Origin of the sequence: Rhizobium sp. WW22 (assembly GCF_047041135.1) — a bacterium.
Classification (GTDB): Bacteria; Pseudomonadota; Alphaproteobacteria; order Rhizobiales; family Rhizobiaceae; genus Rhizobium.
Map to the genome: position 1 here is coordinate 3,137,505 of NZ_CP178198.1, position 16,243 is coordinate 3,153,747.

At 60.6% G+C, this 16,243-nt stretch carries 14 protein-coding genes and 1 pseudogene; 8 read left to right on the forward strand and 7 right to left on the reverse strand.

Going from position 1 to position 16,243, the window contains the following annotated elements; all coding sequences use genetic code 11:
• Positions 1 to 37: 37 nt before the first annotated feature.
• The 3 genes from ACK83U_RS15390 to ACK83U_RS15400 form a co-directional block, all read right to left on the reverse strand.
• Positions 38 to 1,477: an MFS transporter gene (locus ACK83U_RS15390; protein ID WP_112606655.1), complete on the reverse strand. Its 1,440-nt coding sequence runs from the start codon at positions 1,475 to 1,477 to the stop codon at positions 38 to 40.
• A 196-nt stretch (positions 1,478 to 1,673) separates the two neighbouring features.
• Positions 1,674 to 2,336, reverse strand: a complete 663-nt coding sequence (locus ACK83U_RS15395; protein ID WP_112606657.1) for a sulfite oxidase-like oxidoreductase — start codon at positions 2,334 to 2,336, stop codon at positions 1,674 to 1,676.
• Positions 2,337 to 2,417: 81 nt separating this feature from the next.
• Entirely contained in the window at positions 2,418 to 2,996 is a 579-nt protein-coding gene (locus ACK83U_RS15400) for a HutD family protein (protein WP_412474675.1), read from the reverse strand.
• Between the two features lie 75 nt (positions 2,997 to 3,071).
• Here ACK83U_RS15400 and ACK83U_RS15405 point away from each other — a divergent pair, with 75 nt between their 5' ends.
• Positions 3,072 to 3,335, forward strand: a complete 264-nt coding sequence (locus tag ACK83U_RS15405; RefSeq protein WP_112606659.1) for a type II toxin-antitoxin system Phd/YefM family antitoxin — start codon at positions 3,072 to 3,074, stop codon at positions 3,333 to 3,335.
• Entirely contained in the window at positions 3,332 to 3,718 is a 387-nt protein-coding gene (locus ACK83U_RS15410; RefSeq protein WP_112606661.1) for a type II toxin-antitoxin system VapC family toxin, read from the forward strand. Before ACK83U_RS15405 ends, ACK83U_RS15410 begins: the two co-directional genes overlap by 4 nt.
• Before the next feature lie 17 nt (positions 3,719 to 3,735).
• Here the strand turns inward: ACK83U_RS15410 and hutU are convergent, their stop codons facing one another.
• From hutU to hutI, 3 genes and pseudogenes are all read right to left on the reverse strand, one after another.
• Positions 3,736 to 5,421 (reverse strand): urocanate hydratase, encoded by a 1,686-nt coding sequence (gene hutU, locus ACK83U_RS15415; protein WP_112606663.1) that lies wholly within the window; start codon positions 5,419 to 5,421, stop codon positions 3,736 to 3,738.
• A 1-nt stretch (position 5,422) separates the two neighbouring features.
• The gene (gene hutH / locus ACK83U_RS15420; protein WP_112606665.1) at positions 5,423 to 6,958 is read right to left on the reverse strand and encodes a histidine ammonia-lyase; all 1,536 of its coding nucleotides are present in this window, start codon (positions 6,956 to 6,958) and stop codon (positions 5,423 to 5,425) included.
• A pseudogene (hutI, locus tag ACK83U_RS15425) lies at positions 6,955 to 8,210 on the reverse strand (imidazolonepropionase). Before hutI ends, hutH begins: the two are co-directional and overlap by 4 nt.
• Before the next feature lie 101 nt (positions 8,211 to 8,311).
• Between hutI and ACK83U_RS15430 the strand changes: the two are divergent.
• Together ACK83U_RS15430 and hutC are read left to right on the forward strand one after the other, a co-directional pair.
• Positions 8,312 to 9,655, forward strand: coding sequence for a formimidoylglutamate deiminase (locus tag ACK83U_RS15430; protein ID WP_112606668.1), 1,344 nt, complete (start codon positions 8,312 to 8,314; stop codon positions 9,653 to 9,655).
• 79 nt (positions 9,656 to 9,734) lie between these two features.
• Positions 9,735 to 10,454: a histidine utilization repressor gene (hutC, locus tag ACK83U_RS15435; protein WP_112336494.1), complete on the forward strand. Its 720-nt coding sequence runs from the start codon at positions 9,735 to 9,737 to the stop codon at positions 10,452 to 10,454.
• A 16-nt stretch (positions 10,455 to 10,470) separates the two neighbouring features.
• Here hutC and ACK83U_RS15440 read toward each other — a convergent pair whose 3' ends face one another.
• Entirely contained in the window at positions 10,471 to 10,623 is a 153-nt protein-coding gene (locus ACK83U_RS15440) for a hypothetical protein (protein WP_165915281.1), read from the reverse strand.
• A 312-nt stretch (positions 10,624 to 10,935) separates the two neighbouring features.
• Here ACK83U_RS15440 and ACK83U_RS15445 point away from each other — a divergent pair, with 312 nt between their 5' ends.
• The 4 genes from ACK83U_RS15445 (at position 10,936) to ACK83U_RS15460 (ending at position 16,217) form a co-directional block, all read left to right on the forward strand.
• On the forward strand, positions 10,936 to 11,550 hold the full coding sequence (locus ACK83U_RS15445; protein ID WP_112606670.1) for a hypothetical protein: 615 nt from the start codon (positions 10,936 to 10,938) through the stop codon (positions 11,548 to 11,550).
• A 514-nt stretch (positions 11,551 to 12,064) separates the two neighbouring features.
• Positions 12,065 to 13,423, forward strand: coding sequence for an Nramp family divalent metal transporter (locus ACK83U_RS15450; RefSeq protein WP_112606674.1), 1,359 nt, complete (start codon positions 12,065 to 12,067; stop codon positions 13,421 to 13,423).
• A 132-nt stretch (positions 13,424 to 13,555) separates the two neighbouring features.
• Positions 13,556 to 15,409 carry a M23 family metallopeptidase gene (locus ACK83U_RS15455; protein WP_112606676.1) on the forward strand — a complete coding sequence of 618 codons (1,854 nt, stop codon included), beginning with the start codon at positions 13,556 to 13,558 and terminating at the stop codon, positions 15,407 to 15,409.
• A 151-nt stretch (positions 15,410 to 15,560) separates the two neighbouring features.
• Entirely contained in the window at positions 15,561 to 16,217 is a 657-nt protein-coding gene (locus tag ACK83U_RS15460) for a TetR/AcrR family transcriptional regulator (RefSeq protein WP_112606678.1), read from the forward strand.
• Positions 16,218 to 16,243: the final 26 nt, after the last annotated feature.

A 16,243-nucleotide genomic window follows, 5' to 3' on the forward strand; every position in this document is an offset into this window, starting at 1 on the left:
TTGCCTGTCAATATCATTAAGAATTTGAAGGTTTTGATCAGGTCTTCACTTTGTGGCGGGATACCTCTGCGCCGGCATCGTGCGGCAGGCTGATAAAACGCAATGCGGAGATGCCACCGATAAGGCCAATGATGAGGAAAGCCCAGCGAAAATCGATGAGCGAGAGCATTTCCCCACCATGAATCGTGCGCGAGAGATTGAGAACGGCGGCAGCGACGGCGACGCCCAGTAGCAGCGAAACCTGCTGCAGCATGCTCGACAATGTGGAAGCGGAGCTGCGCTGCGCGGCATGGATATCGGCAAACCCCAGCGTATTCAGCGCCGTGAAGTTCATCGAACGCGACAGGCCGGCGATGAATAGCAGGCAATATATCAACGGGTCTGGTGTCGAGGGAGACAGAAGCGCGCATCCGGCAATGCTGGCGGACGAGATCAGCCCGTTGACGACGAGCACGTTGCGGAAACCAAAGATTCTCAACATCTGCGTCGTGATCGCCTTCATGCCGAGATTGCCCGCGAAATAGAACAGCAGATAGGAGCCCGCGTCGATCGCCGAGCGGCCGAAGCCAACTTGGAAAAGCAGCGGGATCAGGAAAGGCGTAGCGTTGATCGCCACACGGCTCGCCGTACCCGCCGAAAGTGTCGACATGGCGAAGGTCTGCACCTTGAAGGCGGAGAGATCGAGCAAGGGCGCATCGACCTTCATGAAATGCCGGGTGGCAATGATGGAAAAACCCGCACCTGCGGCGATCAACGCAATGCTGGCCGCCAGCCCCGTCGTCCCCTGCACCACGAATTCGAGGCCGGCAAGCAGGAAGGTCAGCCCCGCCGCCGATTGCAGAAAGCCGATGAAATCGAGCCGCGCGACCTTTTCCTCCCGCTGATCCGGCACGAAGCGCAGAACGAGGCCGAGCCCGATGATGCCGATCGGGATATTGATCAGGAAGTTCCAATGCCAGCTGAGATAGGTGGTGATGAAGCTGCCGAGCACCGGGCCGATGACCGGAGCGGTCAGCGCCGGCCAGGTGATCATCGACATCGCATGCACCAGATCGGATTTGCGAGCATTCTTCAGCACGATGATGCGTCCCACGGGCGTCATCAGCGCGCTGCCGATACCCTGAACGGCGCGGGCAATGATGAACTCGGTCAAATTGCCCGAGAGGCCGCAGAACAGCGACGCCATAGTGAAGATGGCAATGGATGCCAAAAACACCCGCCGGGCGCCATAGCGATCGCCAGCCCAGCCTGCGAGCGGCACGAAAGCCGCCATGGTGAGCAGATAGACCGTGATGCCGATGCTCATCGAGACCGGATCGACGCCGAAACTTACCGCCATCTGCGGCAACGAGGTGGTGATGATCGTCCCGTCCAGAAACTGCATGAAAAAGGAAACGGCGACGACAAAGGCGATGATGCGGGACTGCCGGCCGAAACTTGCTTCGGAAGGCTCTTCTATAGTCCGGGCAACGGTCATGAGATGAATTTCACTGAATGGCGTTCAAGGGAGCCGGTGCTTCGGCAGCAATCATATGATCATTGAATACGCCCATGATGGCGGCTTGCAAAGCCACCAACCCGGCTGGCGCCGCGAAAAATTGACACGGTGACATAAGAACTACGGTTCGAGACAGCCAATCCAAAGCCCCCTCACCCGCAGCGCTCCGGGAGCGTCAATCGTCCGCGTAGCGCTGCTCCCGCCAGGGATCGCCATACATGTGATAGCCGTTCTTCTCCCAGAAGCCGGCCCGGTCGGCGCCGATGAGTTCGATGCGGTTCAACCACTTGGCACTCTTCCAGAAATAGAGATGCGGCACGACGAGGCGCATCGGCCCGCCATGTTCGCCGGTCAGCGGCTGCCCCTCCCAGGCAGTAGCGAGAATGGCATCTTCGGCCGCGAAATCCGCAAGCGGCAGGTTGGTGGTATAGCCGTCATAGCTCGTCAGCAACACATGCTGCGCCTCCGCCGTCGGCATGGCGAGATCAAGCAGATCGCGCGTCGAAACCCCTTCCCAGCGATTGTCGTAGCGCGACCAAGTTGTGACGCAATGGATATCGCTGACGCGGGCGCTCTGCTCGATCGCCTGAAAAGCCGCCCAATCCAAGCTGAGCCGCGTTTCCACGAAGCCAATCACATCGAGCCGCCAGCTGGATAGCGAAATCTGCGGCTGTACGCCGAGATCCAGCACCGGCCAGTTCTTGACGAGATGCTGCCCCGGCGGCAGCCGCTCGGTCTCCGGCCGGCTGATACGCCCCGTCAGAAACTTGCCCTCCGCCGCCCAGCGGCGCTTAGAAGTCGTGAGCTTGCTATCGGCGGGGATCTGGTCGTCGCTCATGCCGGCTATCCTCTCTCTGCTGAGTAGAAATAGGATAATCGGTACGGGTTCATGTCAAGCCGAAGAACATCTCATAGCCGGCTATATTGCCCTAATGGTAATCCAGAACAGCTGCGCCTTGCCCGAAATGGACCGCTCTGCGACGTCACTCTCCGAGACAAGCAGGCAATCGCCTGCGTTAAGCGCCGTGCCATCGATTTCAGCATTGCCGCGATGGCAAAGGACAAGGGTCGTCCCAGCCTCGAGGGCGACTTTGCTATTTCCGTCGACCGAAACGCGCCTCACCGAATGCGTGAAACGCCCCCGCCGCGTCATCACATTGAGATCCGTAATCGTGCCATCGATCAGCGTCGCCGAAGTCGGCGCGTCGGCGGCAAAGGGCAGCGGTTCGCTCGCGAGCGTCAAGCGCTCGGGCGCACGCCCCTCGATGAAGAGGGTCATGCCCTCGCCATCAAGGATAGATAGCGTACGATCGATACCCGGAAAAACCGAAAACGGCCCGTCCGTCGCAACGGTTGCCATGCTGACGCGCCAGTCGAAGTCGGCAAGCCCGACGCCCTCGGGCGAAACGGCGATCTCCACCGTTTCGCCGCCACCGTTTTTCCAGGGCATGCGACGATGACTATCGCTGCGGAGAAGCGTGATTTTCGGCATTGCCATCTGTTCCTGTCCCATCATTGCAATTCGATTCAGAGTAAACTAAGTTTAGTGGACTAAGTCCATTCGGAGTCTGCTATGGAAACCGTCAACATTCATGAGGCGAAAACGCATTTATCGCGGCTGATCGAAAAAGCCGCCAAGGGCGAAGCTTTCATCATCGCCAAGGCGGGCAAGCCGATGGTGAAGGTCGTCCCGATCGAAGAGAAGGAGGCGCCAAAGAAGCGGCGCATCGGTTTCATGAAAGGCGAAATCGTGGTTCCAGACGATTTCGACACCATGATGGCTGATGAAATCGAGGAGATGTTCTACGGCAATCGAGACGACATCGCCAACAAATGAGATTTCTCCTTGATACGCATATCCTCATATGGGCGGCGGGTGATATCGCACTACTCTCGCAGGAGGTGAGAGCGCTCATCGATAACGACGAAAACGAGCTCCTCTTTAGCCCTGCGAGTATTTGGGAAGTCGCGATCAAACATGGTTCGGGGCGAAGCGATTTTCATACCGACCCATTTCGGTTGCGATATAAGCTAATGGAGGCTGGCTACAAAGAGCTGCCGATCATCAGCGAACACACGATCGCAATTGCCGGGCTTCCACCTCTTCACAAAGATCCATTCGATCGCATTTTGATCGCTCAGGCCATTGTCGAAGGCATTCCATTGATCACCGTCGACGAAATCATCTTGCGTTATCCCGGCCTCAATCGAAAATATTGAGGCCGGGAAGCGTCTCATCAATTCCCCAGGATGGCCGGCAGGCGCAGGCCCTGCTGTTTAGCCCAGTCGAGTGCGATGTCGTAGCCGGCATCGGCGTGGCGCATGACGCCGGTTGCCGGGTCGTTCCAGAGAACCCGCTCCAGGCGCTTGGCCGCGTCATCCGTGCCGTCGGCGCAGATGACCATGCCGGAGTGCTGGGAAAAGCCCATGCCGACGCCGCCGCCATGATGCAGCGATACCCAGGTGGCACCCGATGCGGTGTTGAGCAGAGCGTTCAGGAGCGGCCAGTCGGAAACGGCATCCGAGCCGTCCTTCATGGCTTCCGTCTCGCGGTTCGGCGAAGCGACGGAGCCGCTATCGAGATGGTCGCGACCGATGACGACAGGCGCCTTCAACTCGCCATTCCTGACCATTTCGTTGAAGGCGAGACCGAGGCGGTGGCGATCGCCGAGGCCGACCCAGCAAATGCGCGCCGGCAGGCCCTGGAAGGCGATGCGCTCGCGCGCCATGTCGAGCCAGTTGTGCAGGTGCTTGTTGTCGGGCAGCAACTCCTTCACCTTGGCGTCGGTCTTGTAGATATCTTCCGGATCGCCCGAGAGAGCAGCCCAACGGAACGGACCGATGCCGCGGCAGAACAGCGGACGGATATAGGCCGGTACGAAGCCCGGGAAGGCGAAGGCGTTTTCAAAACCTTCGTCCTTGGCGACCTGACGGATATTGTTGCCGTAGTCGAGCGTCGGCACGCTGGCGTTCCAGAAATCGACCATGGCTTCGACATGCACCTTCATCGAGGCGCGGGCGGCAGCTTCAACGGCCTTCGGATCGCTCTCACGCTTGGCCCGGTGTTCAGCGACCGTCCAGCCTGCCGGCAGGTAGCCGTTCAGCGGGTCGTGCGCAGAAGTCTGGTCGGTGACGATATCCGGGCGCGGACCGCCGGCCTTCATGCGCTTTACGAGTTCCGGGAAGATTTCGGCGGCATTACCGAGCAGGCCGACGGACTTGGCTTCGCCGGCCTTCGTCCACTTGTCGATCAGGGCAAGTGCTTCATCCAGCGTCTTTGCCTTCTCGTCGACATAACGGGTACGCAGGCGGAAATCGATGCGAGTTTCGTCCGACTCGACGGCAAGGCAGCAGGCGCCAGCCATGACGGCCGCCAGCGGCTGTGCGCCGCCCATGCCGCCGAGACCGCCGGTCAGGATCCACTTGCCCTTGAGGTTGCCGTTATAGTGCTGGCGGCCGGCCTCAACGAAGGTCTCATAGGTGCCCTGCACGATGCCCTGCGTGCCGATGTAGATCCACGAGCCGGCCGTCATCTGGCCGTACATGGCAAGGCCCTTCTTATCCAGCTCGTTGAAGTGATCCCAGGTCGCCCAATGCGGCACGAGGTTGGAGTTTGCGATGAGCACGCGCGGCGCATCCTTGTGGGTGCGGAACACGGCGACCGGCTTGCCGGACTGCACCAGCAGCGTCTCGTCTTCGTTGAGCGTCTTCAGCGTCGCGGCGATACGGTCGAAATCGTCCCACGTGCGGGCGGCACGGCCGATGCCGCCATAGACGACCAGCTCGTTCGGGTTCTCCGCAACGTCGGGATCGAGATTGTTCATCAGCATGCGCAGCGGCGCTTCGGTCAGCCAGCTCTTGGCATTGAGCTCCGGACCACGGGGCGCGCGGACTTCGCGGATATTATGGCGTGGGTTGGTCATGTCACATCTCCAAGGAGGGCAGGATGTCGGTTGAAATCGAGGCATTGAGTGCGCCGGAGGCAATAAGGTCGCTGGCAGCCTTCAGGTCGTTCGCCATATAGCGGTCCTCTTCCAGCGAGGGCACAGCGGCGCGGATCGAAGCAATGGCAAGAGTCAGTTCCGGGCTGGTCGTCAGCGGCGCGCGCAGCTCGACGCCCTGGGCAGCGGTCAGCGCTTCGATACCGATGATGGCAAAGAGGTTTTCGGTCATCTGGAGCAGGCGACGGGCACCATGGCAGGCCATGGACACATGGTCTTCCTGGTTGGCCGAGGTTGGCGTCGAGTCGACCGACGCCGGATGCGACATCTGCTTGTTTTCCGACATCAGCGCCGCCGAGGTCACTTCGGCAATCATCAGGCCGGAGTTCAGGCCCGGCTTTTTGGCGAGGAATGCCGGCAGACCGTAGCTGAGCGCGGGGTCGACGAGCAGCGCGATGCGGCGCTGTGCAATCGCGCCGATTTCACAGACGGCAATGGCGATCTGGTCGGCCGCAAAAGCGACAGGCTCGGCGTGGAAATTGCCGCCGGAAACAACGGAATTGTCCGAAAGCACCAGCGGATTGTCTGTCACGGCATTGGCTTCGACTTCGAGCGTGCGGCCGACCGAACGCAGAAGATCGAGGCAGGCGCCATCCACCTGCGGCTGGCAGCGGATGCAATAAGGGTCCTGCACACGCTCGTCGCCCTCGATATGGCTTTCGCGGATCACTGAGCCTGCCAGCAGGCCGCGAAGGGCAGCAGCGGTATCGATCTGGCCCTTATGGCCGCGCAGCGTATGGATATCGGGATGGAACGGGGCGGAAGAACCCATGGCCGCATCCGTCGACATGGCGCCGGTGATGAGGGCAGCCTGGGCGGCACGATGGGCGCGGAAGAGGCCGGCAAGCGCAAGCGCGGTCGACACCTGCGTGCCGTTGATCAGCGCAAGTCCTTCCTTGGCGGCGAGTACGACCGGCTTAAGGCCAGCCTTTTCGAGCGCTGCCGCGCCGGAGAGCTGCTCACCGGCATAGAAGGCCTCGCCATGACCCATCATGACAGCGGTCATATGCGCGAGCGGCGCCAGATCGCCGGAAGCGCCAACCGAGCCCTTTTCGGGGATGACGGGCACGACGCCCTTTTCGAGCATGCCTTCGATCAGCCGTACCAGCTCCAGCCGCACGCCGGAGGCGCCGCGGCCGAGCGAAATGAGCTTCAGCGACATGATGAGGCGAACGACATTCTCGGGGAGCGGTTGGCCGACGCCGCAGCAATGCGAGAGGATGAGATTGCGCTGAAGAGTCGCGACATCGGCGCTGTCGATCTTGATCGACGCCAGTTTGCCGAAGCCGGTATTGATACCATAGACCGGCGCGTTGCCGGCGGCGATCTCCGCGATGCGGGCCGCGGCCTTGGCGACGCCGGCATCGAAGGACGCATCGAGTTTAGCCGGCTCACCGCTCCAATAGATCGTCGCCAGCTGTTGCAGCGAGACGGAACCCGGATGGAGAACGACAGTCATCGGTTGAACCTCTTTCCCTTGAAAACATGTGCATGGAGGGGATTGAAGCCGATGCGGTAGACAAGCTCCGCGAGGCTTTCGACATCCCAGATGGCAAAATCGGCCGACTTGCCGGTTTCGAGCGTACCCGTTTCGGGGAGCACCCCAAGGGCACGCGCCCCTTCGCGGGTGGCGCCGGCGATGCATTCCTCGACCGTCAGGCGGAAAAGGGTGGCCGCCATATTCATGGTCAGCAGCAGCGAGGTGAGCGGCGAAGTGCCGGGATTGGAGTCCGTAGCGATGGCGATCGAGACGCCCGCATCACGCAGGGCTTGAACCGGCGGCTTCTGCTTCTCGTTGATGGCATAGAAGGCACCTGGCAGCAGCACCGCAACCGTGCCAGCCGCAGCCATCGCCTTGACGTATCCTCATCGAGATATTCGACATGATCGGCTGACAAAGCACCATAGGAGGCAGCAAGCTTGGCGCCGCCCAAATTGGAAAGCTGCTCCGCATGCAGCTTCACCGGAATACCGAGCGACTTGGCAAGATCGAAGACGCGGGCGATTTCCGCCGTCGAAAAGGCTATACCTTCGCAGAAGCCATCAACAGCGTCGACAAGACCTTCGGCATGCGCCTGTTTCAAGCCGGGCAGCACGACATCAGTAATATAGTCGCCGTTGCGGCCCTTGTACTCCACCGGGGTCGCGTGCGCGCCGAGATAGGAGGTGACGACGCGAACCGGGCGGACTGTCTCCAGCTTGCGTGCGGCTCGCAGCATCTTCAATTCGGATTCAATGTTGAGGCCGTAGCCCGATTTCACCTCGATCGTCGTCACGCCTTCGGACAGCAGCGTGTCGAGGCGCGGCAAGGCAGCAGCAACTAGCTCGTCCACCGATAGCGCGCGCGTCGCGTTGACGGAGGAAACGATGCCGCCGCCGGCACGGGCGATTTCTTCGTAGCTCGCACCTTCGAGCCGCATCTCGAATTCGCGGGCGCGATTGCCGCCATAGACGATATGTGTATGGCAATCCACAAGGCCGGGGGTCACCCAGCGTCGCTCGAGATCGATGATTTCAGCGCCTGACGTATCGGGCAGATCGGCTTCATGACCGGCAAAGACGATACGGCCGCCCTTGGTCAGGATCGCGCCCTTCTCGATCGTGCCGAGCCGGGCTTCGCCCTCTTTCAAGGTCGCAAGGCGAGCATTACGCCAGACGCAGCCTGCGGCGTCGTTTTTCTCGCCATCTTCGGAAAAATTGTTCCCACCCATCAGCTTTACGCCTTTCCACGTTGGCTCATAATGTATATACATAATCGAAAGGCTGACAAGAGGGATTTTGGACTCGGCGTCCAAAAGGAAAGGGTGAGATCATGACGAGACTTCATGCACGCACGGCTTTGCTTGCTGACGGATGGCACGAGAATGTGCGATTGACCCTCGAAGACGGCCGCATCGCCGAGATCGCGACCGATGTCGCTCCCGAAGACGGTGATGACAGGCAGAATGTTCTGGTTCCGGCGATGCCGAACCTGCACAGCCACGCCTTCCAGCGCGCCATGGCCGGCCTTGCCGAAGTCCGCGGCCCGGCCAACGACAGCTTCTGGAGCTGGCGCACCGTCATGTACAAATTCGCTCTGTCGATGACCCCGGATCATGTCGAGGCCGTTGCCGCGCAGCTCTATATGGAAATGCTGGAAGCCGGCTTCTCTCGCGTCGGCGAATTCCACTACCTGCATCACGACAAGGACGGCAGCCATTATGCCAATATCGCCGAACTGGCCGAGCGCATCGGCGCCGCCAGCACCGAGACCGGCATCGCGCTGACTCTTCTACCCGTCTTCTATGCCCATTCCGGCTTCGGCGGCGCCGCTCCCATCGAGGGCCAGCGCCGCTTCATCAATTCGATCGAGAGCTTCGAAGCGCTGATGGCCGGCTGCCGCGCGGTCACCGGCCGCCTGCCCGGCGCCGAACTCGGTATTGCGCCACATAGCCTGCGCGCCGTGACACCGGAAGAGCTGGCCAAACTCGTGCCGATCGCCGGCGACGGACCGATCCATATCCACGTCGCCGAGCAGGTGAAAGAAGTCGAAGACTGCATCGCCTGGTCGGGTGCCCGCCCGGTGCAATGGCTGCTCGACAACACTCCTATGAATGAGCGCTGGTGCCTGATCCACGCCACGCATATGACCGAGGATGAGACCCGGCGCATGGCTAGAAGCGGCGCGGTCGCCGGCCTTTGCCCCATCACCGAGGCCAATCTCGGCGACGGCGTTTTCGCTGCACCGCTCTTCCTCGAAGAAGGCGGCCGCTACGGCGTCGGCTCGGATTCCAACATCCTGATTTCGGTGCCCGAGGAGTTGCGGCAGCTCGAATATTCGCAGCGTCTGGCGCTGCGCGCCCGCAACGTCATCGCCACGACCGGCGGCTCGACCGCCCGCATGCTGTTCGATGGCGCGCTGGCGGGCGGCGGCGCAGCTCTTAAGGCACCGGCAGGCCTTGCCGTTGGTAACCATGCCGATATCGTTTCGCTCGATGTGAGTGCCGTGCCTTATCTCTCCGGCGACCGTATTCTCGATCACTGGACTTTTGCCGGCGGCGTCAAGGTCGATGGCGTCTGGGCGCTGGGCCGCAAGCAGGTCGAAGGCGGCCGCCATCGAAAGAGAGAGGAAATTTCGGCGCAATTCCGCCAGGCTATGGCCGAACTGATCGCTTAAAAACCGCTTTTCCTCCCCTAGATTGGCCCCTAAATAACCTGCGGAAGATCCCATGTCTCACACGGAACAGACGGACGGTATGACCACAGGCAAAGAGGCGACCCTCCATCAGCGCATTCTCAGCGATATCGAGGGCCGGATCGTCTCCGGCGCCTGGCCTCCGGGGCATCGCATACCATTCGAGATGGACCTCGCAGAGCACTATGACTGCTCGCGCATGACGGTAAACAAGGTGCTGACCCAACTTGCTCGCGCCGGCCTGATAGAGCGGCGAAAGCGCTCGGGCAGCTTCGTCACCCATCCACAGGCGCAATCCGCCGTGCTTGAGATTCACGACATCAAGTCCGAGGTCCTATCACTCAATCTGCCCTATTCGCACCGGCTGATAAAGCTTGCCGAACGACGCGGACGGCCGGAGGACGCGCGCAGGCTGCAGTTCGTCGGCTCCATACCGGTGATGGAGATCACCTGCATCCACTATGCCGGTCCGCGCCCCTTCTGCCTGGAAAATCGCGTCATCAATCTCGACGCGGTGCCGGAAGCGGCGAAGGCAGACTTCGAGACATTGCCGCCAGGCCCCTGGCTGCTCAACCAGGTGCCGTGGAGTACCGCCGAACATCAGATCCGCGCCATATCGGCCGAAGGCGACGCGGCCGCCAACCTCGATATCCAAAAAGGGACGGCATGCCTCGTCGTCGAACGGCGCACCTGGAGCGCCGCCGGCCCGATCACCCACGTTCGCCTCACCTATCCCGGTGATCGCCATAGCCTTGTGGCGCGCTTTACACCGGCAAGCTGACAGTTGCCCGCCCCGATTAAGGACGCTGCGGCGACTCTGTCGGCGGCGGAATGAGGCTGTCGGATTGACGGACAGGCGGAGCGGGATCGACCAGCAGGATACTGAGCGCAATCAGAACGAGTGCCAGAATCAGGAGGATTCCGATCAGAAGCGGGCGAATCGCGGTCATTTCGTTCTCCAATCTCCCCAGCCCAGCGCCAAGCGCGATAGGGAATTCGAGATAACCAACGCAGTCTAACGGTAAACGTTAAGCAATGCTTGATGTTCTGCGAAAAAATGGGCCTTTTCCCGGAATTTCTGCCCACGCCGGACGAGACCCCAATCTCACGCTTGTTTGAATGGTGAGTGATGGAAGCGGCGCATAGGATCGCGATGTAGATGGCTTCGAAGCCGTTCCGCGGCTTCCGTCGATCAATTCCGACCTTCTTATCAAGCACGACCGGCGCATCGCTCGGCCGATATCTCAAGGGAGATTCCACTTATGAATCGCAAACGTCTGATCGCGGCTGCGCTGACGCTCTCCGTCGCCGCCCTTGCCGCGTTTCAAAGCGCCGGGGCCGCCGAGCGGGTAAGGGTGCGCGGCACCGTGGAAAGCCTCGATGGCGACACGCTCAAGGTTAAGTCCCGCGACGGCAAGGACATTACTGTTACACTGAAATCCGGCTGGAACGTCGGTGGCGTCATCAAGGCTGCAGTCAGCGACATCAAGCCCGGCGATTTCGTCGGCATCGCCTCGCAGCCGACTGACAGTGGCATCAATGGCGCGATCGAAGTCGTCATCTTCCCGGCCTCGATGAAGGGAACGGGCGAAGGCGACCGCCCTTGGGATTCAGCGCCGAACAGCTCGATGACCAACGCCACGGTCGCCAATGCCGTGACCTCGGTCAACGGCCCGACATTGACGCTCACCTACAAGGGCGGCGAACGCAAGATCAATATCCCGGATGGCACGCCCGTCGTGACGCTGACGTCAGCAACGAAAGCCGATGTGAAGCCCGGCGCCGGCGTCTTCATCACAGGCGAGCAAACCGGCGAGACCGCAGTCTCCGCCGACAGGGTTGCCGTAGGCCTCAACGGCACCGTGCCGCCGATGTGATGGATTGGCGGCGGGGTAGATAACGACCCTCTCAGCCGATCGAGCAAGGCACGATCCGAATTCCGCAGATCCTGACTGAGGAAGAACATCGGTAGCGCGTCCTGGCGATCATGCGTCTTGGCAGCGAATTAACCAGGCGCACGTCCGGCACGGCCAACAGATCATCGCCACCAACTCCGAAACGTTCGGCATTGATGGAAACTGCCTGGAACGGCGGATAAGCAGCATGCTCACTGGCATTGTGGACGGCTGACGCCGCCCACTCCATTGAGTGTTCGATGGACGGCCGGCGAGCCAATATCGCTATGACAAGGCGAATCCTTTCCCTTCTTTAACATCGATGAACGCCTGCCGCCCAGGGTTTTTCGCTCCTTGGGTGCAAGGGCAATGGCCGAAGAGCGGGCAACGCGCGGCAAGAAAATGCAATAGTCACTGAAATATAGCCTATTGCATAATTCTTACATCAGTCGTATTTGTTTGGTGAAATCTTAGCACGACCCTCCCGGAGCCCCGCATGACGCAAGTTCAAGAAGCTGATGCCCAACGGCGCGCGTGGCAGTTTGCCAGCCGCGACGAAGACGATCGTCCGAGCCTTCCCGAAGTCAATGCCACCGTCAGGGTTCCCCATGGCGGCAGTTGGGTGCGGCGCCTGATCGCTTTCGTCGGTCCAGGTTATATGATTTCGGTCGGCTATATGGACCCCGGAAACTGGGCGACCGATCTCGCCGGCGGCGCACAGTTCGGCTATACGCTTCTGACGGTCATTATGTTGTCGAACCTGATGGCGATCCTTTTACAGGCGCTTTCAGCAAGGCTCGGCATCGTCACCGGCCGCGATCTCGCACAGGCCTGTCGCGATCACTATCCGCGGCCGGTCAATCTGGCGCTTTGGTTTGCCTGCGAGCTCGCCATCATTGCTTGCGACCTGGCCGAGGTTATCGGCACGGCGATTGCATTGCAGCTGCTCTTCGGAATTCCGCTGATCGGCGGCGCGCTCATCACCGCGCTAGATGCCTTTCTATTGCTGCTGCTGATGAGCAAGGGTTTCCGCTATCTCGAAGCTTTCGTCATCGCGCTGCTGATCGTCATTGCCACCTGTTTCGCCATTCAGATCGTCGCGGCCGCACCGCCGGTCGCAGCGATCCTCCAGGGTTTCATTCCCTCGCCGGAAATCGTCACCAATCACGAGATGCTCTATATCGCCATGGGCATTATCGGGGCGACGGTCATGCCGCACAATCTCTATCTGCACTCCTCCATCGTGCAGACCCGCGCCTACAAGCGCACCGAAGGGGGCCGCCGCGATGCGATCAAATGGGCGACGATCGATAGCACGGTCGCCCTCATGCTGGCGCTCTTCGTCAATGCCGCGATCCTGATCGTCGCAGCCGCTGCCTTCCACACCAGCGGCCATTCCGATGTGGCCGAAATCGGCCAGGCCTACGAGCTGCTGTCGCCGCTACTCGGCCTCGGCATCGCTTCCACGTTATTTGCCGTGGCGCTGCTCGCCTCCGGTCTCAACTCCACCGTCACCGCGACGCTTGCCGGCCAGATCGTGATGGAAGGCTTTCTCAGGCTGAGGATTCCGCATTGGGCAAGACGGCTTTTGACGCGCGGCCTCGCAATTATTCCGGTTGTATTCGTGACCGCTATCTATGGTGAAAAAGGCACAGCGAACCTGCTTGTGCTCAGCCAGGTCGTTCTCTCCATGCAACTGCCCTTTGCCGTCATTCCTTTGGTCCAATTCGTGACGAATCGCGAGAAAATGGGCAGTTTCGTCATCTCCAGAAGCATCGCCATTCTATCTTGGACGGTCGCGGCGATCATCCTGGCGCTGAACTTCAAACTGCTCTACGACACCATCTTCGGTTGACGAATCATCTTGAACGCGCAAATCTCGCCCTGTGGACGATCACGGCAATTAACTGCCTCGTAATATTTGCCTAGATTTCGCCATGATTTGCCCTAGTTTGGGCCCACCGCAATCTGCAGGGTTCCTCACTTCATGGCCGAAAGTCCATTGCGCGTTCAATTTCCTGCAGAAGCCGCCATCCAGGCGCGGCCGCATCATGATTTCCACATTCCATTCCTGCCGCGCTCCGCGCATCTTCGCCATCTGATCGTCATCGGCCTCGCCGGCACCGCATCCTTCGGCCTGCTCGCAACTGTGCTCTATCCCTTGCTGGCCCGTAGCACGATCGAGCGCGCAACGCCGGTGCGCAATGCTCAGCTCGCGCGTTCTCAACCAGCCATGCGCAAAGCCGGCCGGCTGGCCGCAAAACAGCGTTTCGATGGCGCCCGTTTTGCGCAGGTGGCGGAAAAACTATCCAGCGGCGAAACCCGCATCTTCACCTATCATCGCACGACGCTGGTCTTCAAATCCGACGAAGCTGCCCTGGCGCGCGCAAGCGCCATCAATGCCTCCTATGGCGCAGAGCGTGCCGACAGCGAGCTATTTTCGCCCCCGTCGCTTTCGGATATCCGCCATGGCATCTATCCGCAGACAACACGTTATGATGCCGTGCGCCGCTCTCGTTTTCCGGTTCGCGGCGTGCCGCTGAACGTCAGCGTATCGCGCGCGACGACCGGCGAAACCGGGCGCGAGTTCCACAGGCTCGTCTCCATGCCGAAGGACAAGCAGGATCTTCAGGATATCCTGGCGTCTGCGGGCCTCGGCAGCGACGCCGGCGACGAGCTGCAGCGTGCGCTGGAAACCGATACGGTCTCCCCTGGCGACAGCCTGGAACTGCTGCTTGAGAAAAAAGGACCTAATGCCCGCCCGAAGCTGATCATGGCGCGCCTCAGCGGCGACAAGACGCCGGAGCGCGTCGTTGCCCGTGACGATGCCAACGGCTTCGTTCCGATGGCCAATGACAGGCTCTTTTCCACCCTCTACAGCGAAAGCCAGGCCGACGCTCCGTCTTCGACGGAGGTTGCCGCGGTCGATCTGAAAGGTGTCGACGAAAGCGATGAGCGGGCAGTCAGCGACAAGCTCGAAAGAGCCGGCCTCACCAAGGAATATGCCTCGCAGCTCATCAAGCTTGCCAAGGCCAAGGGCATTTCTCTCACCAGCATCGACAACGCTCCCGACAGCATCGATCTACTCTTCCGCAAGGCGGACGACGGCCGCAGCGAGCTGATGTTCATCGAATTCCACGCCGATGGCGACACGCATCGCTTCTATCTGCACAAAAACGGCGGCGAAGGCCCTTCGGAATTCTACGACGAGCGCGGCCGTTCGATTGCCAAAGTGCTCGTGCATCGGCCCGTGCCGAACGGTACGCTCGGCGATGGCTTTGCCTGGCGAATCCACCCGATCCTGGGTGTGAAGAAATTCCACAATGGAGTCGATTTCCGCGCACCGATGGGCAGCCCCATCCAGGCCGGCGGCGACGGTGTCGTCGAGAAGATTTCCTGGGAAACCGGCTACGGCAAATATGTCCGCATCCGCCACGATGGCGGTTACGAAACCACCTATGCCCATATTTCGGCAACGCCGCCGGATCTGCGCGTCGGCCAGCGCGTCACCCAAGGCCAGACCATCGCCTATGTCGGCTCGACGGGCTACTCCACCGGCCCGCATCTCTATTACGAGCTACGCGTCAACGGCCGTTACGAAAACCCGCTGACTGCGCAATTGCCTGCTGGCACCAATCTGACGGGCAAGTCGCTCGACAGCCTGCGCTCTCAGGTCAATCATGTCGAGAACATCATGAGCTATCTCGACGTTCCGCCCGCCCACGGCAATGCGCCCACCGCCTTCGCCAACTTCGAGCAAGGCCCGAGCTTCGGGCCGAATTCAGGGCCAAACCTGGGGCCAAGCTTCGGACCGAACCATTTCGGCGCACCCTCTCCTTAAATAGGCTAAAAAGCCGGCGCAGACGACTCCTTCCGATTCCGTCGCTCGGCAATAGCGCCTTGATGCCGAATACGGTAACAATCGTCCGGTACTTCGCCATGGAGAAGACGCTGCCGCGCACTATTCTTACCCCAGGGCAGGATATCGTCACATGGCAATCCGTAGGGAGCAGACATTGGCGCGCAAGCCATTGCCGGAACCGAAGAATATCGCGCCAAGCGAAAGCAGGCGTCTGCGCGCCGATGCGCGACGCAACTATGACAAGCTGATCGAAGTAGCAGCACAAGCCTTCGCCAGCCACGGCACCGCCGCCTCCCTGGAAGACATAGCTCGCCGCGCGGATGTCGGGATCGGTACGCTCTATCGCCATTTTCCGAGCCGGGAACATCTGGTCGAAGCGGTTTATCGTCACGAGGTCGAAGCGCTGTGCGATGCCGCGGAAGAGCTCTCGCGCGAGCGCGCACCGGATGAAGCTCTGGAAGAGTGGATGAACCGCTTCGTCGATTATATCGCCACGAAAAGGGGGATGGCCGATAGCCTGCGCATCCTTCTCAGCAGCAATTCCAAGCTCTTTGCCGACAGCTACGGTCAGGTGCCGGTCGTGCTCTCGGGCCTGATTGATCGCGCGGTCGCCGCCGGTACGATCCGTACCGATGTCGACAGCACCGATGTGCTGCAGGCATTGTCCGGCACCTATTCCATGCCCAATTCACCGGAATGGTACGACCGGTCCCGCCGCCTCGTGCGTCTGCTGATGGATGGCCTGCGCTGGGGTGCCCCGAAAATACGAGTGTCACAAAAGACCTGACAATCGGCAGGATGCTTCCTATATGC